At 65.0% G+C, this 24029-nt stretch carries 18 protein-coding genes, 1 other RNA gene and 2 pseudogenes; 8 read left to right on the top strand and 13 right to left on the bottom strand.

The annotated features are described in order from the left end of the window. Positions 1–3: 3 nt before the first annotated feature. The 5 genes and pseudogenes from smc (at position 4) to ffs (ending at position 7405) form a co-directional block, all read left to right on the top strand. The gene (gene smc, locus F3J44_RS13130) at positions 4–3492 is read left to right on the top strand and encodes a chromosome segregation protein SMC (RefSeq protein WP_167272984.1); all 3489 of its coding nucleotides are present in this window, start codon (positions 4–6) and stop codon (positions 3490–3492) included. A 204-nt stretch (positions 3493–3696) separates the two neighbouring features. Beyond that, positions 3697–4575 (top strand): cell division protein ZipA, encoded by an 879-nt coding sequence (gene zipA / locus F3J44_RS13125; RefSeq protein WP_167065498.1) that lies wholly within the window; start codon positions 3697–3699, stop codon positions 4573–4575. A 201-nt stretch (positions 4576–4776) separates the two neighbouring features. Beyond that, positions 4777–6582: pseudogene (ligA, locus tag F3J44_RS13120) on the top strand (NAD-dependent DNA ligase LigA); the annotation flags it as partial. 282 nt (positions 6583–6864) lie between these two features. Beyond that, positions 6865–7107, top strand: a pseudogene (locus F3J44_RS30370) (BRCT domain-containing protein); the annotation flags it as partial. Positions 7108–7308: 201 nt separating this feature from the next. After that, positions 7309–7405, top strand: an RNA gene (gene ffs, locus F3J44_RS13115) — signal recognition particle sRNA small type. A gap of 366 nt (positions 7406–7771) precedes the next feature. On the opposite strand, the gene F3J44_RS13110 is transcribed toward ffs, so the two are convergent. Continuing rightward, positions 7772–8506 carry an ABC transporter substrate-binding protein gene (locus F3J44_RS13110; RefSeq protein WP_167272981.1) on the bottom strand — a complete coding sequence of 245 codons (735 nt, stop codon included), beginning with the start codon at positions 8504–8506 and terminating at the stop codon, positions 7772–7774. 124 nt (positions 8507–8630) lie between these two features. Between F3J44_RS13110 and dnaX the strand changes: the two genes are divergently transcribed. The 3 genes from dnaX to recR all read left to right on the top strand — a co-directional run bounded on the left by dnaX (position 8631) and on the right by recR (position 11839). Further along, complete coding sequence (gene dnaX / locus F3J44_RS13105; protein WP_167272979.1) at positions 8631–10682, top strand: DNA polymerase III subunit gamma/tau; 2052 nt, start codon at positions 8631–8633, stop codon at positions 10680–10682. A 64-nt stretch (positions 10683–10746) separates the two neighbouring features. Next, positions 10747–11082 carry a YbaB/EbfC family nucleoid-associated protein gene (locus tag F3J44_RS13100; RefSeq protein WP_167065527.1) on the top strand — a complete coding sequence of 112 codons (336 nt, stop codon included), beginning with the start codon at positions 10747–10749 and terminating at the stop codon, positions 11080–11082. Between the two features lie 154 nt (positions 11083–11236). Then, positions 11237–11839, top strand: coding sequence for a recombination mediator RecR (gene recR / locus F3J44_RS13095; protein ID WP_167272976.1), 603 nt, complete (start codon positions 11237–11239; stop codon positions 11837–11839). An 82-nt stretch (positions 11840–11921) separates the two neighbouring features. Here recR and F3J44_RS13090 read toward each other — a convergent pair whose 3' ends face one another. The 12 genes from F3J44_RS13090 to ccoN all read right to left on the bottom strand — a co-directional run bounded on the left by F3J44_RS13090 (position 11922) and on the right by ccoN (position 23912). Then, entirely contained in the window at positions 11922–12470 is a 549-nt protein-coding gene (locus tag F3J44_RS13090; protein WP_054573138.1) for an adenine phosphoribosyltransferase, read from the bottom strand. 55 nt (positions 12471–12525) lie between these two features. Beyond that, positions 12526–13260: a Crp/Fnr family transcriptional regulator FnrA gene (fnrA, locus tag F3J44_RS13085; RefSeq protein ID WP_167065533.1), complete on the bottom strand. Its 735-nt coding sequence runs from the start codon at positions 13258–13260 to the stop codon at positions 12526–12528. A 182-nt stretch (positions 13261–13442) separates the two neighbouring features. Further along, entirely contained in the window at positions 13443–14825 is a 1383-nt protein-coding gene (hemN, locus tag F3J44_RS13080; protein WP_167272974.1) for an oxygen-independent coproporphyrinogen III oxidase, read from the bottom strand. Between the two features lie 152 nt (positions 14826–14977). Next, positions 14978–15661: a sulfite exporter TauE/SafE family protein gene (locus tag F3J44_RS13075; RefSeq protein ID WP_167272970.1), complete on the bottom strand. Its 684-nt coding sequence runs from the start codon at positions 15659–15661 to the stop codon at positions 14978–14980. After that, entirely contained in the window at positions 15654–15866 is a 213-nt protein-coding gene (ccoS, locus tag F3J44_RS13070; RefSeq protein WP_167065542.1) for a cbb3-type cytochrome oxidase assembly protein CcoS, read from the bottom strand. The genes F3J44_RS13075 and ccoS overlap by 8 nt, the downstream gene beginning before the upstream one ends. Then, positions 15845–18319, bottom strand: coding sequence for a heavy metal translocating P-type ATPase (locus F3J44_RS13065; protein ID WP_167272967.1), 2475 nt, complete (start codon positions 18317–18319; stop codon positions 15845–15847). Before F3J44_RS13065 ends, ccoS begins: the two co-directional genes overlap by 22 nt. A gap of 149 nt (positions 18320–18468) precedes the next feature. Then, positions 18469–18996, bottom strand: a complete 528-nt coding sequence (locus tag F3J44_RS13060) for a FixH family protein (RefSeq protein ID WP_167065548.1) — start codon at positions 18994–18996, stop codon at positions 18469–18471. A gap of 15 nt (positions 18997–19011) precedes the next feature. Continuing rightward, positions 19012–20427, bottom strand: a complete 1416-nt coding sequence (gene ccoG / locus F3J44_RS13055) for a cytochrome c oxidase accessory protein CcoG (protein ID WP_167065551.1) — start codon at positions 20425–20427, stop codon at positions 19012–19014. A gap of 269 nt (positions 20428–20696) precedes the next feature. Beyond that, a complete protein-coding gene (gene ccoP, locus F3J44_RS13050; protein ID WP_167272964.1) occupies positions 20697–21668 on the bottom strand; it encodes a cytochrome-c oxidase, cbb3-type subunit III in 972 nt (323 codons plus the stop codon). Next, positions 21665–21856, bottom strand: a complete 192-nt coding sequence (locus tag F3J44_RS13045) for a cbb3-type cytochrome c oxidase subunit 3 (protein WP_167065557.1) — start codon at positions 21854–21856, stop codon at positions 21665–21667. The genes ccoP and F3J44_RS13045 overlap by 4 nt, the downstream gene beginning before the upstream one ends. Before the next feature lie 5 nt (positions 21857–21861). Beyond that, complete coding sequence (gene ccoO / locus F3J44_RS13040; protein WP_012315407.1) at positions 21862–22470, bottom strand: cytochrome-c oxidase, cbb3-type subunit II; 609 nt, start codon at positions 22468–22470, stop codon at positions 21862–21864. Further along, positions 22470–23912 (bottom strand): cytochrome-c oxidase, cbb3-type subunit I, encoded by a 1443-nt coding sequence (ccoN, locus tag F3J44_RS13035; RefSeq protein WP_167065560.1) that lies wholly within the window; start codon positions 23910–23912, stop codon positions 22470–22472. Before ccoN ends, ccoO begins: the two co-directional genes overlap by 1 nt. Positions 23913–24029 lie beyond the last annotated feature (117 nt).

The raw sequence follows: 24029 nt of genomic DNA, 5'->3' as shown, positions 1-24029 counted from the left end.
TCGATGCGCCTGAAGTGCATTCGCCTGGCCGGGTTCAAGTCGTTCGTCGACCCGACCACGGTCAATTTTCCCAGCAACATGGCGGCCGTGGTTGGCCCCAACGGCTGTGGCAAGTCCAACATCATCGACGCCGTGCGCTGGGTGATGGGCGAAAGTTCGGCGAAAAACCTGCGCGGCGAGTCGATGACCGACGTCATCTTCAACGGCTCCACCAGCCGCAAGCCGGTCAGCCAGGCCAGCATCGAACTGGTGTTCGACAACAGCGAAACCACCTTGCTTGGCGAGTATGCCGCCTACGCCGAGATCTCCATCCGGCGCAAGGTTACCCGCGACGGGCAGAACAGCTATTACCTGAACGGCACCAAGTGCCGGCGCCGCGACATCACCGACATTTTCCTTGGCACTGGCCTGGGCCCGCGCAGCTACTCGATCATCGAACAGGGCATGATCTCCAAGCTGATCGAGGCCAAGCCTGAGGAGCTGCGCAACTTCATCGAGGAAGCCGCCGGCATCTCCAAGTACAAGGAGCGCCGCCGCGAAACCGAGAACCGCATTCGCCGCACCCAGGAAAACCTGGCGCGCCTGACCGACCTGCGCGACGAGCTGGAACGCCAGCTCGAACGCCTGCACCGCCAGGCCCAGGCCGCCGAAAAATACCGCGAGTACAAGGCCCTGGAGCGCCAGCTCAAGGCGCGCCTGTCGGCCCTGCGCTGGCGTGACCTGGACGCGCGCGTGCGCCAGCGCGAGACGGTGATCGGCGACCAGGACGTGGCCCACGAGGCCTTGGTGGCCGAACAGCGCAACGCCGATGCCAGCATCGAGCGCCTGCGCGACGGCCACCACGAACTGTCCGAGCGCTTCAACCAGGTGCAGGGGCGCTTCTATTCGGTGGCCGGTGACATCGCCCGGGTCGAGCAGAGCATCCAGCACGGCCAGCAGCGCCTGCGCCAGTTGCAGGACGACCTCAAGGAGGCCGAGCGCACCCGCCAGGAAACCGAGTCGCACCTGGGCCACGACCGCACCTTGCTGGCGACCCTGGGCGAAGAGCTGGCCATGCTCGAACCCGAGCAGGAAATGACCCTGGCCGCCGCCGAGGAAGCCGCCGCCACCCTGGAAGAAGCCGAGCTGGGCATGCACAGTTGGCAGGAACAGTGGGACAGCTTCAACACCCGCTCTGCCGAGCCACGGCGCCAGGCCGAAGTGCAACAGGCGCGCCTGCAGCAGCTGGAAAGCAGCCTGGAGCGCCTGGCCGAGCGCCAGCGCAAGCTGAGCGAAGAAGGCGAGCAGCTGGGCGCCGACCCGCAGGACGCCAGCATGCTCGAACTCGCCGAGCAGATGGCCAGCAGCGAAATGCTGCTCGAAGAGTTGCACCTGCAGGAGCAACAGGTGGTCGAGCGCCTGGAAGAGGTGCGCGGGCAATTGCAGCAGGCCACCCAGGCCCAGCAGCAACAGCAGGGCGACCTGCAGCGCCTGGGTGGGCGCCTGGCTTCGCTGGAAGCACTGCAGCAAGCTGCGTTGGAGCCGGGTGCTGGTGCTGCCGACTGGCTGCGCGACCAGGGCCTGGAACAGCGCCCACGGCTGGCCGAGGGGCTGCGTGTGGAGCCGGGCTGGGAACTGGCGGTGGAAACCGTGCTGGGCGCCGACCTGCAGGCGGTGTTGGTCGACGACTTCAGCGCTTTGGACTTCAGCGCCCTGCAACAAGGCGACCTGCGCCTGTTGCAGGCAGGCGGCAGCAGCCCGCGCCAGCCCGGCAGCCTGCTCGACAAGGTGGAAGGCAGTAGCGATCTGGCGGCCTGGCTGGGCCAGGTGCTGCCGGTGGAAAACCTGGCCGAGGCGCTGGCCCGGCGTGCTTCGCTGGCTGCAGGGCAGAGCTTGGTCAGCCGTGATGGCTACTGGGTGGGCCGGCATTTTCTGCGGGTCAGCCGCGGTGGCGAGGCCCAGGGCGGCGTGTTGGCCCGCGGCCAGGAAATCGAGCGCTTGGGCGAGGAGCAACTGGCGCTGGAAGCGGCGCTGGAGCAGTGCGAACAACAGCTGCAGGGCACCCGCGAGCAGCAGCGGGGCCTTGAGGAGCAGCGCGAGCAACTGCGCCGCCGCACCCAGGAAGAAAGCCGCCAGCACGGCGAGCTCAAGGCCAGCCTGTCGGCCGGGCGCGCCCGCGCCGAACAGGTCGAACTGCGCCGCCGTCGGCTGCAGGAAGAGCTGGCCGAACTTCAGGAACAACGCGCTTTGGAGCACGAGCAACTGGGCGAAGCCCGCCTGGTGCTGCAGGAAGCCCTGGACCTGATGGCCCACGACACCGAGCAGCGCGAGCAGTTGATGGCGCGCCGCGACACCCTGCGCGAAGGCCTCGACCGCATCCGCCAGGAGGCCCGCCAGCACAAGGACCATGCCCACCAGCTGGCCGTGCGCCTGGGCTCGCTGCGCGCCCAGCACGATTCCACCCGCCAGGCCCTGGAGCGCCTGGAGCAGCAGGCCGCGCGCCTGAGCGAGCGCCAGGAACAGCTGAGCCTGAACCTCGAGGAAGGCGAGGCGCCGCAGGAAGAATTGCGCCTGAAACTCGAAGAGCTGCTGGAGCGGCGCATGAGTGTCGACGAGGAAATGCGCCAGGCCCGCCTGCACATGGACGAAGCCGACCGCGCACTGCGCGATGCTGAAAAGCGCCGTACCCAGGCCGAGCAGCAAGCCCAGATGCTGCGCGGCCAGCTGGAACAGATGCGCCTGGAGAACCAGGGCCTGGACATTCGTCGCAAAACCCTACAGGAACAATTGCTGGCCGACGGCTACGATTTGCAGGGTGTGCTCGCCACGCTCGAGGCCGATGCCAGCGAGCAGGGTACCGAGCAGGAACTGGAGCAGGTCGAGGGCCGCATCCAGCGCCTGGGCGCGATCAACCTGGCGGCCATCGAGGAATACGAGCAGCAGTCCGAGCGCAAGCGTTACCTCGATGCCCAGGACGCTGACCTGGTCGAGGCCCTGGAAACCCTGGAAAGCGTCATTCGCAAGATCGACAAGGAAACCCGCAACCGCTTCAAGGATACCTTTGATCAGATAAATGCCGGATTACAGGCACTTTTCCCAAAAGTTTTCGGTGGTGGCAGCGCCTATCTGGAACTGACGGGCGAAGATTTACTCGATACAGGGGTGACGATCATGGCGCGCCCGCCGGGCAAGAAGAACAGCACCATCCATCTGCTGTCCGGCGGCGAGAAGGCACTGACCGCATTGGCGCTGGTGTTTGCCATCTTCAAGCTGAACCCCGCACCGTTCTGCATGCTCGACGAGGTCGATGCGCCGCTGGACGATGCCAACGTCGGCCGGTACGCCCGGCTGGTCAAGGAAATGAGTGAAAGCGTGCAGTTCATCTACATCACCCATAACAAGATTGCCATGGAGATGGCGGATCAATTGATGGGGGTGACCATGCACGAGCCGGGTTGTTCACGTCTTGTTGCAGTTGATGTGGAGGAGGCGTTGGCCATGGTAGACGCCTGATGAGCGAAGAATAGGCGAATTCTGTAGGCAAATGCCCCTGTCAGGTGCGACAGACGGTGTAAAGTTGTCTTTGGTCGTGCTAGCTTAATGTCACTCGTTTTTTGCGTGGGTAAAACGCCTGTCAGAACATAGAGTTGGCGCCACGTGTTAAAGGGCTTTGAACCCTTTGTTTTCAAGCATATTTTTATAGAGGCACGGGATTACATGGAAATCGGTCTGCGCGAGTGGCTGATCCTCATCGGCATCATTGTCATCGCCGGTATTCTTTTCGACGGCTGGCGCCGCATGCGCGGCGGCAAGGGCAAGTTGAAATTCCGCCTGGATCGCAGTTACTCCAACCTGCCGGACGAGGAGGGCAGCGCTGAAGTGCTCGGCCCGTCGCGGGTGCTCGATACCCAGAAGGAGCCGGAACTGGACGAAAGCGACCTGCCGTCGCTCAGCGCCCCGGCGCGTGAACGCGAACGTGAGGTGAAGCCGGCCAAGGCCAGCAAGCGCGCCAAGCGTGCGGCTGAAGCTCAGCAGCAGGGTGACCTGAACCTGGCCGCCGAGCCGCGCGAGCCCGACCTGTTCGCCGACAGCGAAGACGATTTCGCCGCCGACACGCGCAGTGGCGCCGCCGCCAGCGCCAGCCCGGCCAAGGAACTGCCACCGGCCGAGGAAGTGCTGGTGATCAGCGTGATCTCCCGCGACGAGGGTGGCTTCAAGGGCCCGGCGCTGCTGCAGAACATTCTGGAAAGCGGCCTGCGTTTCGGCGAAATGGACATCTTCCACCGCCACGAAAGCATGGCCGGCCACGGCGAGGTGCTGTTCTCCATGGCCAACGCCGTGAAGCCCGGTATTTTCGACCTGGACGACATCGACCACTTCAGCACCCGTGCCGTAAGCTTCTTCCTCGGCCTGCCTGGCCCGCGTCATCCGAAGCAGGCCTTCGACGTGATGGTGGCCGCGGCGCGCAAGCTGGCCCACGAACTCAACGGCGAGTTGAAGGACGACCAGCGCAGCGTGCTGACCGCCCAGACCATCGAGCATTACCGCCAGCGCATTGTCGAGTTCGAGCGCCGCGCGCTGACCCAGAAGCGCTGATAGATCCAGACGAAAGAGCAGCCTGTTGGGTTTGCTGGTTGGTTCAAGGTTGGTTTCACCTGTGCCGGCCCTTTCGCGGGTAAACCCGTTCCTGTAGGAGCGGGCTCGCCCCGCGAAAGGGCCGGCACAGGCTTTAACCCCCCCCCTGAACCCCAAGCACCTCTTCAGGCTGCTTTTTTGCTTTGCAAGAGAACCTGAAAAATGACCGCCGAAACCCGAATCCACGCCCTGCGCGCCGAACTCGACCAGCACAACTACCGCTACTACGTGCTCGACGAGCCAAGCGTGCCCGACGCCGAATACGACCGCCTGTTCAACGAACTCAAGGCGCTGGAAGCTGAAAACCCGCACCTGGTCACCCCCGACTCGCCCACCCAGCGCGTTGGCGGTGCTGCCCTGGCGGCCTTCAGCCAAGTGCGCCACGAAGTGCCGATGCTCAGCCTGGGCAACGCCTTCGAAGAAGCCGACCTGCGTGAATTCGGCCGCCGCGTGGTCGACGGCCTCGATCAACCCGGCGCCGTGGACTTCAGCTGCGAGCCCAAGCTCGACGGCCTGGCGGTAAGCCTGCTATACCGCGATGGCCAACTGGTGCAGGGCGCCACCCGCGGCGACGGCACCACCGGTGAAGACATCAGCGCCAACGTGCGCACCGTGCGCAACATTCCGTTGAAGCTGCAGGGCGAGGGTTGGCCTGCCGTGCTTGAAGTGCGCGGCGAGGTGTACATGAGCAAGGCGGGTTTCGACCGCCTCAATGCCGCCCAGGCCGAAGCAGGCGGCAAGACCTTCGCCAACCCGCGCAACGCCGCTGCCGGCAGCCTTCGCCAGCTGGACTCGAAAATCACCGCCAGCCGCCCGCTGGAGTTCTGCTGCTACGGCGTGGGGCAGGTCAGCGAAAGCATCGGTGAAAGCCATATCGGCATCCTCGAACAGCTCAAGCAATGGGGCCTGCCGATCAGCCGCGAGCTGCGCCATGCGGCCGGCATCGAAGAGTGCCTGGCCTACTACCGCGACATTGGCGAGCGGCGCAACAGCCTGCCGTACGAGATCGACGGCGTGGTGTTCAAGGTCAACAGCCTGGCGGCCCAGCGCGAACTGGGTTTCCGCGCCCGTGAACCACGCTGGGCCATCGCCCACAAGTTCCCGGCGATGGAAGAGCTCACCGAAGTGCTCGACGTGGAGTTCCAGGTTGGGCGTACCGGTGCGGTGACGCCGGTGGCGCGCCTGAAGCCGGTCAAGGTGGCGGGCGTGACGGTATCCAATGCCACCCTGCACAACATGGACGAAATCGCCCGCCTGGGCCTGCGCATCGGTGACACGGTAATCATCCGCCGCGCCGGTGACGTGATTCCGCAAGTGATGCAGGTGGTGCTCGAGCGCCGCCCGGAAGATGCCCGCCCGGTCGAGGTGCCCACCGAGTGCCCGGTGTGCGGCTCGCAGGTCGAGCGCACCCAGCTGGTCAAGCGCAGCAAAGGCAAGGAAACCACCAGCGAAGGCGCTGTGTACCGCTGCGTAGGCCGCCTGGCCTGTGGCGCCCAGCTCAAGCAGGCGATCATCCACTACGTGTCGCGTCGGGCCATGGATATCGACGGCCTGGGCGAGAAAAGCGTAGAGCAGCTGGTGGACGAGGGGCTGATCGGCTCGCCGGCCGACCTGTACAAACTGCAGTTCGAGCAGATCGTCGGCCTGGAAGGTTTTGCCGAAGTGTCCAGCAAGAAGCTGCTCGATGCCATCGAGGCCAGCAAGCGCCCAAGCCTGGCACGTTTCATCTACGCCCTGGGCATTCCGGACGTGGGCGAGGAAACCGCCAAGGTCCTGGCCCGCTCCCTAGGCAGCCTGGCGCGGGTGCAGCAGGCTTTGCCGCAGGTGCTGACGTATTTGCCGGACATTGGCCTGGAAGTGGCGTACGAGATCCACAATTTCTTCGAGGACGCGCACAACCGCACGGTCATCGAACAGTTGCTGGCCAGTGGCATGCAGCTACAGGACGAAGGTGAGCTGGCGGCCGAGTTCGCCGCCAGCACCACCCTGGCTGGCATGATCGCCAAGCTCGACATCGCCTCGGTTGGCCCCACCGGTGCGGAAAAGCTGGTGGCCAAGCTCGACAGCCTGGACAAGATCATCGCCGCCGACGGCATCGACCTGCGCCAGGCCCTGGCCGCCAAGCAGGCCGAAGCCGTGCGTGAGTTCTTCAAGGACGAGGCCAACCAGCAACTGGCCCGCGACATCGAGGCGCAGCTGCTGGCCTTCGGCATGCACTGGAGCTGCGAGAAGAAGGTGGCCGAAGGCCTGCCCCTGGCTGGCCAGACTTGGGTATTGACCGGGAGCCTGGAGCGCTTTAGCCGCGACATCGCCAAGGAGAAGTTGGAAGGGCTGGGCGCCAAGGTAGCCGGCTCGGTGTCTGGCAAGACCCACTGCGTGGTGGCAGGCCCCGGTGCCGGCTCCAAGCTGGCCAAGGCCAGCGAACTGGGGGTGAAGGTGCTGGATGAAGAAGCCTTCGTCGCTTTCCTGGCAGGGCACGGCATTACCGTGTGACCTGGCGCTCCTACAGGCATGTGCGGCCCCTGTAGGAGCGAGCGCAGCTCGCGATGCGCCGCGCAGCGGCGCTATCTCCCGCCCAGAACCCTGACAAGTCATTGAGAAATGATGACTTTTTCTTATCTAGCGCTTGTATCTTCGCCTCAGACCGTTACAATGGCGCGGCTCGCTGCTTGGCGAGCCATGTAGTGGTGGCCCCATCGGTCCCCCCGCATTGATTACCCGTTAACCTGGTCAGGCCCGGAAGGGAGCAGCCATAGCGGGAACATCGAGTGCCGGGGTGTGGCTGGTGGGGCCGCCTCCATTTCTGGGGTCCGAAAATTCGATTCGCCCCTGCATGTGTTTTGGCGCAGTGCTCGCCATCCTATTTTCGGCGCCTGTGAGATCGAGCGCCGCCCGCGCGGCGCTTCGCGAGCTGCGCTCGCTCCTACGTTTGTTTCCGGCCAATGTTCATGTTGCCTGCGCGCGCGGCCCCTTGGCGCATGGCTCGATATCGAGGTGAACGAACAAGGCGGTCGCGCGCGACGGCGCAGGCGTAACTGGCCCGAAACAAACGTAGGAGCGAGCGTAGCTCGCGAAGCGCCGCGCGGGCGGCGCTCGATCTCACAGGCACTAAACCTGTCACGCCAAGCACCTGGCCGCCCTGACACATACGCCACGCTCACCCACCCCCATACCGCCCCACAATCCGCGCAATCTCCCCCGATTCCGTCATCCGCACCAGCGCCCTCAACAACGCCTGGGTCGGCACCGCCGGATCATTCCTCACCATGCACCCCAGCGACTGTTCTTCCAGCACCGCCAACACCTGCAGCCGCTCCCCAGCCGGCAAGCGCTGATTGAACCAGTGCAGCGACAGCGCGTTGCTGACCGCATGCCGATAGCGCCCAATCTGCAGTTTCTTCAGCGCCAGTTCCTGGCTCCGGCTGTCTTCACGCTGCAGCCGCCCCGCGGCAAAAAAAGGCTCCAAGGTGGTGTAGGTGTACCCAAGCACCGTGCCAATGGCCTGCACCGGCAGCTGTTCCGGGCGGGTAGGGCCGTTGTCGCCGGCGCGCCCCACCAGCACATCGCGCTGGTGGATCAACGGCACGCTCCACACGAAATTCCCCGGGCGATCATTGAGCCACTGGGTGCTGACATAGCAGCGCACATCGATATCGCCGTCCTCCATGGCCTGCTGCAGGCGTAGCCTTGCCATCACGTGATATTCCGGGCGCACGCCGGTTTCGCGGGCCATGGCCTGCATCAGGTCGAACAGCAAACCCTCCACCGGCTGGCCGCCTTGCACCCGCATCAGCGGCATGCTCCAGCTCTCGGCAATGGAAAAACGCAGCACCGGCGGCTCCGCCAGGCTGTGGGTGGTCCACAGAAGCAGCAGGGTCAGCAGTCTTCGCAAGGCACTTCCTCCCTGAACGGCGTACCAGTTGCTTAGCTTAGACGAGCCAGGCAGGGTGCAATTTTGGCCCCGCTCCGCTAGCATTAGCGCTCTTTCCGCTCGATCAGGCTGCGATGGTTTTTCGATGAGTTATCAGGTTCTTGCACGTAAATGGCGTCCGCGCTCGTTCCGCGAAATGGTCGGCCAAACCCATGTGCTCAAGGCCTTGATCAATGCCTTGGACAATCAGCGCCTGCACCACGCCTACCTGTTCACCGGTACTCGCGGCGTGGGCAAGACCACCATCGCGCGGATCATCGCCAAATGCCTCAACTGTGAAACCGGCATCACCTCGGCGCCGTGCGGCACCTGTTCGGTGTGCCGGGAGATCGACGAGGGCCGCTTCGTCGACCTGATCGAGATCGACGCCGCCAGCCGCACCAAGGTGGAAGACACCCGCGAACTGCTCGACAACGTGCAGTACGCGCCGAGCCGTGGGCGCTTCAAGGTCTACCTGATCGACGAAGTGCACATGCTCTCTACCCACTCGTTCAACGCCTTGCTCAAGACGCTGGAAGAGCCGCCACCCTACGTCAAGTTCATCCTCGCCACCACCGACCCGCAGAAGCTGCCCGCTACCATCCTCTCGCGCTGCCTGCAGTTCTCGTTGAAGAACATGAGCCCGGAGCGGGTGGTGGAGCACCTGAGCCACGTGCTGCAGGCCGAAAACGTACCGTTCGAGCCCGATGCCCTGTGGCTGCTCGGGCGCGCCGCCGACGGTTCGATGCGCGACGCCATGAGCCTGACCGACCAGGCCATCGCCTTCGGTGAAGGCAAGGTGCTGGCCGCCGACGTGCGTGCCATGCTCGGCAGCCTCGATCACGGCCAGGTCTACGGTGTGCTGCAGGCGCTGCTCGAAGGCGATGCGCGGGCGCTGCTGGAGGCGGTGCGCAACCTGGCCGAACAAGGCCCGGACTGGAGCGGCGTGCTGGCCGAAATGCTCAACGTGCTGCACCGGGTGGCCATCGCCCAGGCCCTGCCCGAAGCGGTGGACAATGGCCAGGGCGACCGCGACCGGGTGCTGGCGCTGGCGGCGGCGCTGCCGGCCGAAGACGTGCAGTTCTATTACCAGATGGGCCTGATCGGCCGCCGCGACCTGCCGTTGGCGCCAGACCCGCGAGGCGGTTTCGAGATGGTGCTGCTGCGCATGCTGGCATTCCGCCCAGCCGACGCCGACGATGCGCCCAAACCCGTGCTAAAGCCAGTGGGGATCAGCCAGGCCACAGCTGATCCGGCAACCCCGGTGGCAGCAGTGGCGCCGGTGGCTGCCCTGGCGCAGCCGGTGGCCGCCGAGCCAGCCCCGCAGGCCGAGCCCGCACCGGTCGCGGCGCCTGCGCCTATAGCTGCGCCGGCACCTGAGCCTGAGCCTGAGCCCGAAGCTGTTGCGCCCGAGCCGGTGGCCGTGGAAGCGGTGATCGACCTGCCGTGGGAAGAGCCAGCTGCCGCGCCGGCGCCTGTCGCTGTGCAGCCTGAACCGGCCCCAGCTCCCGCTCCAGCCCCTGTTGCCGCGCCCCCCAGTGCCCAGCCGGCCTATGACGAGCCGCCATTCGACCCGTCCGCCTATGCCTCAGCCGGCATGGACCGTGACGACGAGCCGCCATTGGACGAGGACTACTACGGTGGCGAAAGCGACCCGGTCGGCTTCAGCTACCTCGACGAGCTGGCCGAGCATGTTCAGGAAGAGCCACCGGCCGTGGCCGCGCAGCCTTTGCCGGCGGCCAAGCCTGCAACCGGCCTGGCCCTGCAATGGCTGGAATTATTCCCACAGTTGCCTGTGTCCGGCATGACAGGCAACATCGCGGCAAACTGTACGCTGATCGCAGCCGACGGCGACGACTGGCTGCTGCATCTCGACCCTGGCCAGGGCGCCCTGTTCAACGCCACCCAGCAACGGCGCCTGAACGAGGCGCTGAACCAGCACCTGGGGCGCACGCTGAACCTGCGCATCGAGCTTATCCTGCCGCAGCAGGAAACCCCGGCCCAGGCCGCGTCGCGCAAGCGCGCCGAGCGTCAGCAGGATGCCGTGGCCTCCATCGAGCAGGACCCGCTGGTCCAACAGATGATCAAGCTGTTCGGTGCCAAGGTGCGACAGGATACTATTGAGCCTGTGGATGCCCTGGTGAGCCAGGGCCAGTAACCGATAACCATGCGGCCGGCCCCGTGCAGGGCCGCATCACACGACCCAATCGAGGTATACCCCCATGATGAAAGGTGGCATGGCCGGCCTGATGAAGCAGGCCCAGCAGATGCAGGAAAAGATGCAGAAGATGCAGGAAGAGCTGGCCAACGCCGAAGTGACCGGCCAGTCTGGTGGCGGCCTGGTGAGCGTGGTGATGACCGGTCGTCACGACGTCAAGCGCGTCAGCATCGACCAGAGCCTGATGTCGACTGAAGAAGACGACAAGGAAGTGCTGGAAGACCTGATCGCCGCTGCGCTGAACGACGCCGTGCGCAAGATCGAGCAGAACAGCCAGGACAAGATGGGCAGCATGACCGCCGGCATGCAACTGCCACCGGGCTTCAAGATGCCGTTCTAAGGTATCTGCAGGGCCTGAAGCCGCCGCTGAGTGTTCAGCGGCGGTTTTTTTTCGCCTGGCGGATTGGGCGTCGGGCGCGGCGCGGGTATTGAATTTGACGGGCAGGTCCGTGGTGGGTATAAACCGCCTCTTATTGTTTTGTCAGGCCTTTCCCATGAGCTTCAGCCCCCTGATCCGCCAACTGATCGACGCCCTGCGTATTCTCCCAGGCGTCGGCCAGAAAACCGCCCAGCGCATGGCCCTGCAGTTGCTTGAGCGCGACCGCAGCGGTGGCCTGCGCTTGGCCCAGGCGTTGACCCAGGCCATGGAAGGGGTAGGGCATTGCCGCCAGTGCCGCACCCTGACCGAGCAGGAGCTGTGCCCGCAATGCAGCGACCCCCGCCGCGACGACACGCAATTGTGCGTGGTGGAAGGGCCGATGGATGTTTACGCGGTGGAGCAGACCGGCTATCGCGGGCGCTACTTCGTGCTCAAGGGCCACCTGTCGCCACTCGATGGCCTGGGGCCGGAGGCGATTGGCGTGCCGCAACTGATGGCGCGGATCGAGGAGCAGGGCACGTTCACCGAAGTGATTCTGGCCACCAACCCGACCGTGGAAGGGGAGGCGACGGCGCATTACATCGCCCAGTTGTTGAATGAGAAGGGCCTGGTGGCCTCGCGGATTGCCCATGGCGTGCCGCTGGGTGGGGAGCTGGAGCTGGTCGATGGCGGCACCTTGGCCCATGCTTTTGCTGGGCGCAAGCCGATCACGCTTTGAGCCTAGCCCGCATCGCGAGCTGCGCTCGCTCCTACAGCCCGGCGCCGGTAGGAGCGAGCGTAGCTCGCGAATGGGCCGCAACTCAATACTCGCTCAAGGAAAACTCGGTCAGGCAGAAGGTCGGCACCCCGGCCGCCTGCAGCCGGCGCGAGCCTTCGAGCTCGGGTAGGTCGATGATCGCCGCCGCCTCGAACACCTGTGCCCCGGTGCGGCGCACCAGGTTGGCCGCCGCCAGCAGCGTGCCACCCGTGGCAATCAGGTCATCGAAGATCAACACCGAATCGCCTTCGCACAGGCTGTCGGCATGAACCTCCAGGAACGCCTCGCCGTACTCGGTCTGATACCCCTCGCTCAGCACGTCAGCCGGCAGCTTGCCCTGCTTGCGGAACAGGATCAGTGGCTTGTTCAGCTGGTGGGCGATGATCGAGCCGATCAGAAAGCCCCGGGCGTCCATCGCGCCGATGTGGCTGAACTCGGCCTCGACGTAGCGCTCGATGAACTGGTCGGCAACGTAGCGCAGCCCGCGTGGCGACTGGAACAGCGGAGTGATGTCGCGGAAGATCACGCCCGGCTTGGGAAAGTCCACTACCGGGCGGATCAGGGCTTTGAGGTCGAAGGCGTCGCTGTGCATTGTTGCAGGTATCCTGGGAAAACGAATGCCCCAGTATACCTGCTAACGGCAGGCTTCACGCCTCCATCGCACCGCCGGCCAGCGCGCACAGCTGGATCGGGTCGAGAATGTGCACTTCCTTGCCTTCGGCGCGCAGCAGGCCGTTTTGCTGGAAGCGGGTGAACACCCGCGACACGGTTTCCACCGCCAGGCCCAGGTAGTTACCCATCTCGTTGCGCGACATGCTCAGGCGGAACTGGTTGGCCGAATAACCACGGGCACGGAAGCGTGCCGACAGGTTGACCAGGAAGGTGGCGATGCGCTCGTCGGCGGTTTTCTTCGACAGCAGCAGCATCATCTGCTGGTCGTCACGGATTTCCCGGCTCATCACCCGCATCAGCTGGCGGCGTAGCTGTGGCAGCTGCACCGACAGCTCGTCGAGGCGTTCGAAGGGAATTTCGCACACCGAGGTGGTTTCCTGGGCCTGGGCCGACACCGGGTAGGCCTCGGTGTCCATGCCCGATAGCCCGACCAGCTCGCTGGGCAGGTGGAAGCCGGTGATCTGCTCCTCGCCACTGTCGCTCAGGCTGAAGGTTTTGAGGGCGCCGGAACGTACTGCGTAGACCGAGCCGAAATTGTCACCCTGGCGGAACAGGAACTCACCCTTTTTCAGCGGGCGCCCGCGCTTGACGATTTCATCCAGTGCATCCATGTCTTCCAGGTTGAGCGAAAGAGGCAGGCACAGGGGGGCCAGGCTGCAATCCTTGCAATGGGCCTGGCTGTTTGGGCGCAGTTTGACTGGCTCGGACATTTGAATCGATCCTTGTGGGAAAGCACACATAAGTCGTAAGGGTAACTCACGACGTAGGGTGTAGGCCAGTTACGCGTTTTTGGGCGCACCGGCGATACCCCGGCAGGCAAGGTGCCGGGAGGCCTTACAGGCCATAGTGTGCCTGGTCGGGGGCATTGTCCATGTGGACACTGGCTTGGCGGTCAGATTACCCGTGAAAAGCGCTGGCGGTTGTGCTGCGCCAGGTAGGCATCGAACACCATGCACACCGAGCGTGCCAGCAGGCGGCCGGCCGGCAGGATGCGGATGCCCTGGTTGTCGAGGCTGATCAGGCCATCACGTTGCATGGCCTGCAGCTCAGGCCACAGCGCCTTGAAGTAGCCACGAAAGTCGATGGTGAAGGCGCTTTCGATCTGTTCGAAGTCAAGCTCGAAGTGGCAGATCAGTTGCTGGATCACCGCGCGGCGCAAGCGGTCGTCGTGGTTGCAGATCAAGCCGCGCTGGGTGGCCAGCTGGGCGTTGGACAGGGCGTCCTGGTAGGTGTTCAGGTCGCTGCTGTTCTGGCAGTAGAGGTCGCCGATCTGGCTGATCGCCGACACCCCCAGGCCGATCAGGTCGCAGTGGCCGTGGGTGGTGTAGCCCTGGAAGTTGCGCTGCAGGGTGCCTTCTTCCTGGGCGATGGCCAGCTCGTCGTCGGGCAGGGCGAAATGGTCCATGCCGATGTAGCGGTAGCCGGCGGCGGTGAGCTGTTCAATGGTGTTGTGCAGCATCTGCAGCTTGGCCGCCGGGGCCGGCAGGTCGTTGCTGTCGATGCGCCGCTGGGGCATGAAGCGCTCGGGCAGGTGGGCGTAGTTGAACACCGACAGGCGCTCGGGCTGCAGGCGGATCACTTCCTCGACGGTACGGGCGAAACCTTCCGGGGTCTGCTTGGGCAGGCCGTAGATCAGGTCGAGGTTGATCGAGCGAAACTGCAGGGTACGGGCGGCGTCGATCAGGGTGCGAGTCTGCTCCAGGCTTTGCAGGCGGTTGACCGCCCGTTGCACGGCCGGGTCCAGGTCCTGCACGCCGAGGCTGACGCGGTTGAAACCCAGCTCGCGGAGCAGGCCCATGGTCGACCAGTCGGCTTCGCGCGGGTCGATCTCGATGCCGTAGTCGCCGGAATCGTCATCCACCAGGTTGAAATGCTGGCGCAGGGTGGCCATCAACTGGCGCAGTTCGACGTGGCTGAGGAAGGTCGGGGTGCCACCGCCGAAATGCAGCTGTTCCACGCGCTGCCTGGGGTCCAGGTGGCAGGCGACCAGCTGGATCTCCTGCTCCAGGCGCTGCAGGTAGGGCGCCGCACGGGCACGGTCTTTGGTGATGACCTTGTTGCAGGCGCAGTAGTAGCAGATGTTCGCGCAGAACGGCACGTGCAGGTACAGCGACAGCGGGCGCACGGCCCGGCGGCTCTCACGCAGGGCGTGGAGCAGGTCGAACGAGCCTACCTCGCTGTGCAGTTGCACGGCCGTCGGGTAGGAGGTGTAGCGCGGGCCGGCCAGATCGTAACGGCGGATCAGGTCGGCATCCCAACGCAGGTCGTCGAGCATGTGGGCAGTCCCCGGATTATGCAGCAGTGATCCGGAGTCTAGGGTTGTCTGTAAGAAACTGTGTTGATTTGTATCAAGGCAAGTGGGGGCTGCTTTGCAGCCCATTCGCGGGGCAAGCCCGCTCCTACAGCGAATGGGCCAAAGCCCCTTCCTCAATGCCCCATCAACCAATGCTGGTGCGGCCCAGGCAAGGTCCAGAGGCCAAACAGGATCACCAGCACCCCACCCGCCACGCGCAGGCTACGCCGTCGCAGCAGCGCATTCACCCGCTCTGCCGCCAACCCCGTAGCCAGCAGCACCGGCCAGGTCCCCAGCCCGAACGCCAGCATCAGCGCTGCGCTGTACCCGGCATTGCCCTGGCTCGCTGCCCACAGCAAGGTGCTGTACACCAACCCACAGGGCAACCACCCCCACAGGGCGCCGAGCAACAGCGCCCGGGGCATGCTCGATACCGGCATCAACCGCGAGGCCAGTGGCTGGATATGCCGCCACAAGCCCCTGCCCAGCGCCTCGACGCGGGTCAGCCCACTCCACCAGCCTGCCAGGTACAAGCCCATGCAAATCAGCAGCAACGCCGCCACCACCCGCAAGCCCAGTGCAGCGGGGCTGCTGGCCACGGCCCAACCGGCCAGGCCCAGCAGCAAGCCAGCACTGGCATAGCTGAGAATGCGCCCCAGGTTGTAGGCCAGCAGCAGGCGCAGGCGCCGGCCACGTTGTTCGGGGGGAATGGCCAGGGTCAGTGCGCCCATCAGGCCGCCGCACATGCCCAGGCAATGGCCGCCGCCAAGCAGGCCGAGCACCAGTGCCGAACCCAGCAGGGGAAGCAGCTCAGGCACGGGGTGGCGGCTCCTGGTCATCGGCGGCGTGTTCGTCTGGGTGCACCGCCGCCTGGTGGCGCGGGTCCTGGTCATCGAACAGGATGCTGTGGGCCGGGCCCTCCAGGTCGTCGTACTGGCCGCTGTCCACCGCCCAGAAGAAGATGTACACGGCCACCCCGACAAGCAGCAGCGCGGCCGGAATCATGACATAGAGGGCGGGCATGGCGACTTCCTTGGGTAGTGCGCTGCAGCGTGCGCGGGCAGGGCCGAGGCCCTGGGCAGGCGGGTGAGGCGCAGGGCATTGAGCACCACGATCAGCGAGCTGACCGACATGCCGATGGCCGCCCACACCGGGGTGATCCAGCCGAGCGCGGCGAACGGCAACATCAGGCCATTATACAAGGTCGCCCACAGCAGGTTCTCAAGGATGTTGCGGCGGGTGCGGCGGGCCAGCTCGAAGGCTTGCACCAGCGCTTGCAGGCGGTTGGACAACAGCACCGCATCGGCGCTGGTTTTTGCCAGGTCCGTGGCGCTGCCCATGGCGATGCTGATGTCGGCGGCCGCCAGCACGGGCACGTCGTTGACCCCGTCGCCGAGCATCAGCACCTTGCGCCCGGCCGCCTGCAGCGCCTTGAGCCGGTCGAGCTTGTCGTCCGGGCGCAGGCCGCCGATGGCCTGGTCGATGCCCAGCTGTGCGGCCACCTCGGCCACCATCGGCGAACTGTCGCCCGACAGCAGCAAGGTACGCCAGCCGCGTGCCTTGCAGGCGGCGAGCAGGGCCGGGGCGTCGTCGCGCAGGCGGTCGTCCAGGCCGAACCAGGCCAGCGGGCCCTGGCGGTCACCCAGCAGCAGCCACTGGCCGCGCGGCTCTGGCACGCTGGGGATTTCAGCGCCACTCAGGGCGCAGACAAAGGTGGCCTGGCCGATGCGCAGGCGCTGGCCGTCAAGCTGCCCTTCAAGGCCCAGCCCGGGCACGCTTTGCACCGCGTCGGCCGGTGCCGCGCTGCGGCCAAAGGCGCGGGCGATGGGGTGTTCGGAGCGGTTTTCAAGCGCCGCTGCCAGGGCCAGGCAGCGGTCGGCGGGCAGGCTGCCGAGCGGGCGAATGCTGCGCAGGGCCAGGCGGCCTTCGGTGAGGGTGCCGGTTTTGTCGAAAATCACCGTGTCGATCTGGTTCAGGCCTTCCAGCACATGCCCGCGGGTCACCAGCAGGCCGAGCTTGTGCAGGGTGCCGGTGGCGGCGGTCAGCGCGGTGGGGGTCGCCAGCGACAGCGCGCACGGGCAGGTGGCCACCAGCATGGCCAGGACGATCCAGAACGCCCGGGACGGGTCCAGGTGCCACCACCACAGGCCGATGGCGATGGCGGCCAGCAGCGACACCAGCAGGAAATACTGCGAGGCGCGGTCGGCGATCTCTGCCAGGCGCGGCTTCTCGGTTTGCGCACGTTCCAGCAGGCGGACGATGGCCGACAGGCGCGAGTCGTGGCCCAGCGCCTCGACTTCCACGTGCAGCGTGCTCTCGACGTTCAGCGTACCGCCGGTGACCCGTTCGCCCACCCGGCGTGGCTGCGGCAGGTATTCACCGGTCAACAATGACTCGTCGACACTGGAGCGGCCCTCGACGATGCGCCCGTCGGCGGGGATCACCGCGCCGGGCAGCACCTGCACGCTGTCGCCGCACTGCAGCTCGCCCAGCAGGATGCGCTCGGCATGGCCCCGGGCATCCAGGCGCAGGCACGAAGCCGGCAGCAGGTTCACCAGTTGCGCGGTTGCCGCTGCCGTGCGCTCGCGGGCGCGGCGCTCCAGGTAGCGGCCAGTGAGCAGGAACAGGGCGAACATGCCCACGGTGTCGAAGTACAGCTCGCCACTGCCGGTGACGGCAGTCCATATCCCGGCGCCGAAGGCCAGGCCGATGGCCAGTGACACCGACACGTCCATGGTCAGGTGGCGGGTACGCAGGTCGCGGGCGGCGCCCTTGAAGAACGGCGCGCAGCTGTAGAACACGATGGGGATGGTCAGAAACAGCGCCACCCAGCGCAGAATGGTGTGCATCTCGGCCGACAGGTCGATGTTGAATTCCGGCCAGGTGGCCATGGTCGCCATCATTGCCTGGAACCACAGCAGCCCGGCCACGCCCAGGCGGCGCAGGGCGCTGCGGTTGTCGCGGGCCAGCTGCTCGGCGGCCTGGTCGGGCTGGTAGGGGTGGGCGGCGTAGCCGATCTGGCGCAGCTCGGCCAGCAGGCGCGACAAGGGTTGCTGCTGGTCGTCCCAGCTCAGCTGCAGGCGGTGGTTGGACAGGTTCAGGCGTGCTTCGGCCACACCTGGCACGTTGCGCAGGTGTTTCTCGATCAGCCAGCCACAGGCGGCGCAACTGATGCCTTCGACCAGCAGGGTGGCCTCTGCGAGGTTGTTGGCATGGCGCACGAAGCGTTGCTGCACGTCGCTGCGGTCGTACAGGGCCAGTTCGTCCTGCAGCTGCCTGGGCAGCGCTTCGGGGTTGGCGCTGCTGTCGCTGCGGTGCTGGTAGTAGTGCGCCAGGCCCCCGGCGACGATGGACTCGGCCACTGCCTGGCAGCCGGGGCAGCAGAACTGCCGCGGTTCGCCTAGGACCACGGCGGTGAAGCGGCTGCCGGCGGGAACGGGCAGGGCGCAGTGGTAGCAGGGGGTGGGTTGGGTCATGAGCTGAACTACAGTAAGCCTGGCTGGAATGCATTCTCATTGTAGGAGCGAGCTTGCCCCGCGAAAGGGCAGGGCCTGCAAACCGATGTTCACGGGGCAGGCCCTTTCGCGGGGCAAGCCCGCTCCTACAAGGTGTTGTGCTGATGCTGTCAGTGGTGCTCGGCACCCTGGATGGCTTCATCGCCTAGCTGCAAGGTCACGCCATGTTCGACCTTCTCCTCCTCGAACAACCGCCACACCTGCTCACCCTGGCTGCCCAGCAGCTCGACGAAGCGCCGGCCATCGACCTTGTCGTCCAGCTGCCCCACGTAACGCCCGGCGTCCACCCGGCTTAGCAGCACCTTGCGGTCCTTGCCCGGCTGGGTTGGCGAGATCAGGTTCAGTTCCAGGCTTTTCGGGTCGCTGTTGCCGGTCAGGCGCAGGTCCACTTCGCCGGTCAGTTCATCCAGGTGCACGCTGGCCTTGAGGTTGAGGGTCTGGGCCAGCATCTCGCGGTCCAGCGAGCGGTTGATGCCCTTGCCGGCCTCGTAGTAGTTGTCGTTCACCAGGTTGTCCGGGTTGCGCACGGCGATGCTGACCATGCTCAGGCTCAGGCCCACGGAGGTGGCGAGCATGCCGATGATGATCCAGGGCCAGCGGTGCTTGTACCAGGGGCTGGTGGCGGTGGCTGTAGCCATTGTCGTGGTTCTCTCTCAGCGGATCTGTGGGCCGATGAATCGGCTCTTGGCTTCAACCTCGGCAGCGCTGTCGTCGGCGCTTTTGAGGATGAAGGTGATTTCGTTGGTGGTCGAGGGCAGTTTTTCCGGCGCCACCGACAACTGCACCGGCAGGCTGACGATGTCGCCGGCCGCCACGCGAATCTCGCGCTGGCCTTCGAGCTTGAGGTCGGGCAGGCCGGCGGCGTCCAGCACGTAGACGTGGTCGCGTTGGTCCTTGTTCATGACCTTCAGGCTGTACACGTTCTCGATTCGCCCCTGGGCGTTCTCGCGGTACAGCACGCGGTCCTTGCTGACGTCGAAGCCGACCAGCGAGCGGGTGGCGAAGGCGGTGGCCAGGGCGCCGATCATCACCAGCAGCACCACCGCGTAGCCGATCAGGCGTGGGCGCAGCATGTGGGTTTTCTGCCCCGACAGGTTGTGCTCGGTGGTGTAGCTGATAAGGCCCTTGGGGTAGTTCATCTTGTCCATGATGCTGTCGCAAGCGTCGATGCAGGCCGCGCAGCCGATGCACTCGATCTGCAGGCCATCACGGATGTCGATGCCGGTGGGGCACACTTGCACGCACATCGTGCAGTCGATGCAGTCGCCCAGGCCCTTGGCCTTGTAGTCGATGTCTTTCTTGCGAGGGCCGCGGGTTTCGCCGCGGCGCGGGTCGTAGGAAACGATCAGGGTGTCTTTGTCGAACATCACGCTCTGGAAGCGTGCGTAGGGGCACATGTACACGCACACCTGCTCACGCAGCCAGCCGGCGTTGCCGTAGGTGGCCAGGGTGAAGAAGCCCACCCAGAAGTAGGCCCAGCCATCGGCCTGGCCTGTGAAGAAGTCGCCCAGCAGCTCGCGGATCGGCGAGAAGTAGCCAACGAAGGTCATGCCGGTGACGAAGCCGATCAGCAACCACAGGCTGTGCTTGGCGAACTTGCGCAGGAACTTGTTGCCGCTCATCGGCGCCCGGTCAAGCTTCATGCGCTGGTTGCGGTCGCCCTCGGTGACCTTTTCGCACCACATGAAAATCCACGTCCACACGCTTTGCGGGCAGGTGTAGCCGCACCACACGCGGCCGGCGAACACGGTGATGAAGAACAGGCCGAAGGCGGCGACGATCAGGATGCCCGACAGCAGGATGAAGTCCTGGGGCCAGATGGTGGCGCCGAAGATGTAGAACTTGCGCTCGGGCAAGTTCCACCACACCGCCTGGTGGCCGCCCCAGTTCAGCCACACGGTGCCGAAGTAGAGCAGGAACAACACCGCCCCACCGACCATGCGCAGGCGGCGGAACAGCCCGGTGAAGGCGCGGGTGTAGATTTTCTCGCGGGAGGCGTAGAGGTCGACGGAATCCTTCCCTTTGCTGGCAGGCGGGGTCACGTCATGTACCGGAATGTGCTTGCTCATCATCAATTCCCACGGCAGTGGTGAAATGCCGCGGCCAGTGCGTGCCGGCCGTGGTCGTGCGCAGTCTGGCTGCTGCGATCCATGATACGCCGGTGATGGCGACCTGGGGCCGCACTGCGACCTTTAGTCGCGTTGGGTTCGTGGTATGAATCGTGTTATGGCGGGTGTCAATTGATCCAGGTCAGCTTGTGCTGCATTTGCCGGCCCTTTCGCAGGGCAAGCCCGCTTCTGTAGGAGCGGGCTTGCCCCGCGAAAGGGCCAGGCCTGCCTTACTCGGCCGCCTCCGGCTGATGCGACAGGCTATACACATAAGCCGCCAGCAAGTGCACCTTGTCGTTACCCTGCAGCTGTTCCTGCGCCGGCATCTGCCCCTGGCGGCCATAGCGAATGGTCTGCTGCAACTGGGCAAAGCTCGACCCATAGATGAACGCCTGCGGATGGGTCAGGTTCGGCGCGCCCATGGCCGGTGTGCCCTTGCCCTCAGGCCCGTGGCAGGCCACGCAGTTGGCGGCGAACAGCTTCTGGCCATTCTCGGCATCGGCCTTGCTGCCCTCCGGCACGCTGCGGCCATCGAGCTTGCTGGTCACGAACGCGGCCACGTCGGCCACGCCCTGTTCACCCAGCACCTCACCCCAGGCCGGCATCACGCCGTGGCGGCCACCCATGATGGTGGTCTTGATGGTTTCCGGCTCGCCCCCCCAACGCCAGTCGTTGTCGGTGAGGTTGGGGAAGCCATAGGCACCCTTGGCGTCGGAACCGTGGCACACCGAGCAGTTCGAGGCGAACAGCCGTGCCCCCATTTTCAGTGCCTGCGGGTCCTTGGCGACCTCTTCGATGGGCATTGCCGCGAACTTGGCGAAGATCGGCCCGAAGCGCGCATTGGCCTTGGCCATCTCCTTTTCCCACTCGTGCACGCCGGTCCAGCCTGGCTCGCCGTTGGAGAACTCGGTCTGCTTGTCGTTATCCAGGTACGAATAGCCTGGCAGGATGCCTTTCCAGTTGCCCAGGCCCGGGTACAGCACCAGGTAGCCCAGGGCGAAGACGATGGTGCCGACGAACAGCCAGAACCACCATTTGGGCAGTGGGTTGTCGTACTCCTCGATGCCGTCGAAGGCATGCCCGACGGTTTCGTCGGTGGCCTCTTCGCGCTGGCCCTTGCGGGTCGACAGCAGCAGCCAGGTCAACGAGAAGATGGTGCCCAGGGTCAGGACGGTAACGTACAGACTCCAGAAGGTTGTCATTGTTGTTTGCTCCCAGAAGCTTTTGCTTGCTCGACGTGCCTGCTGGCCCCGGGATCATCCGCGAAGGGCAGTTGGGTCGCTTCGTCGAAGTCCTTCTTGCGCCGCGGGCTGAACACCCACAGCGCCAGGCCCACGAAGGCCACCATCACCACGACGGTGCCCAGGCCGCGAATCATCCCGATATCCATCAGCGTCACCGTTTGCTTTTGATGATGGTGCCAAGGCCTTGCAGGTACGCGACCAGGGCGTCCATTTCGGTCTTGCCCTTGACCGCGTCACGGGCGCCGGCGATATCGGCGTCGGTGTACGGCGTGCCCAGGGTCCGCAGCACTTCCAGTTTCTTCGCGGTGTCCTTGCCGTCGAGGGTGTTCTCGACCAGCCATGGGTAAGCCGGCATCTTCGACTCCGGCACCACGTTGCGCGGGTTGTACAGGTGCGCGCGGTGCCAGTCATCGGAGTAGCGCCCACCGACCCGGGCAAGGTCCGGGCCGGTGCGCTTGGAACCCCACAGGAACGGGTGGTCCCACACGCTTTCACCGGCCACCGAGTAGTGGCCGTAGCGCTCGGTTTCGGCGCGGAACGGGCGAATCATCTGCGAGTGGCAGCCCACGCAGCCTTCGCGGATGTAGATGTCGCGGCCTTCGACTTCCAGCGCGGTGCGCGGCTTCATGCCTTCGACGGGTTTGTTGGTGACGTCCTGGAAAAACAGCGGGACGATCTGGGTCAGGCCACCGACGCTCACGGCGATGACCATGAAGAAGGCCAGCAGGCCTATGTTCTTCTCGACGGCTTCATGCTTCATCAGTGCGCTCCCACGACGACGATCTTGGCGGCTTCCTCAGCCTGTTCCGGGTTGGCGGCACGTACGGTACGCAATACGTTGTAGGCCATCAGCAACATGCCGGAGGCGAAGAACGTGCCGCCCAGGGCGCGAACGATATAGCCAGGGTGGCTGGCCTGCAGGGCTTCGACGAAGGAGTAGGTGAGCGTGCCGTCATCGTTGATGGCGCGCCACATCAGGCCTTGGGTGATGCCGTTGACCCACATCGAGGCGATGTACAGCACGGTGCCGATGGTCGCCAGCCAGAAGTGCGCATTGATCAGGCCGATGCTGTGCATCTGCTCGCGGCCGTAGAGTTTCGGAATCATGTGGTAGACCGCGCCGATGGAGATCATCGCCACCCAGCCCAGGGCACCGGCATGCACGTGGCCGATGGTCCAGTCGGTGTAGTGCGACAGCGAGTTCACGGTCTTGATGGCCATCATCGGGCCTTCGAAGGTGGACATGCCGTAGAACGCCAGGGACACCACCAAAAAGCGCAGGATCGGGTCGGTGCGCAGTTTGTGCCAGGCACCGGAGAGGGTCATCATGCCGTTGATCATGCCGCCCCAGCTCGGTGCCAGGAGGATGATCGACATCACCATGCCCAACGACTGCGCCCAGTCCGGCAGGGCGGTGTAGTGCAGGTGATGCGGGCCGGCCCAGATGTACAGGGTAATCAGCGCCCAGAAGTGCACGATCGACAAGCGATAGGAGTAGATCGGCCGTTCGGCCTGCTTGGGCACGAAGTAGTACATCATCCCCAGGAAGCCGGTGGTCAGGAAGAAGCCCACGGCATTGTGCCCGTACCACCACTGGATCATCGCGTCGGTGGCGCCGGCGTAGGCCGAGTACGACTTGAACAGGCTCACCGGCAGCGAGATGTGGTTGACGATGTGCAGCATCGCGGTGACCACGATGAACGCGCCGTAGAACCAGTTGCCGACATAGATGTGCTTGGTCTTGCGCTTGACGATGGTGCCGAAGAACACCAGCCCGTAGGTCACCCAGACGATGGCCAGGAGGATCGCCAGCGGCCATTCCAGCTCGGCGTATTCCTTGGTGGTGGTGTAGCCCATCGGCAAGGTGATCAGCGCACCGACGATCACGGCTTGCCAACCCCAGAAGGTGAAGGCGGCCATGCTGTCGGAGATCAGCCGGGTCTGGCAGGTGCGCTGCACCACGTAGTAGCTGGTGCCGAACAGCGCACAGCCACCGAAGGCGAAGATCACCAGGTTGGTGTGCAGCGGGCGCAGGCGGCCGAAGCTGGTCCAGGGCAGGTCCAGGTTCAGTTGCGGCCACACCAGCTGCGAGGCGATGAAGACGCCGAGGCCCATGCCAAGGATCCCCCAGACCACCGTCATGATGGCGAACTGGCGGACGACCTTGTAGTTATAAGCAGTCGGACTGATTGCTGTGCTCATGCTAAGGTTCCACGGTTTTGGTGTTCTTGTTGATTGAGTGCCGTCGATTGTACACAAATAAATATTTGTAATGTGTACCGTTTTTCGCCTTTTTCTGATCGATCGGTCAAGCTTTTT

The organism is Pantoea sp. Tr-811 (assembly GCF_011752535.1).
Lineage (GTDB): Bacteria > Pseudomonadota > Gammaproteobacteria > Pseudomonadales > Pseudomonadaceae > Aquipseudomonas.
Note: the sequence above shows the minus strand (reverse complement) of the source record. Positions and strands in the feature narration are given on the sequence as shown.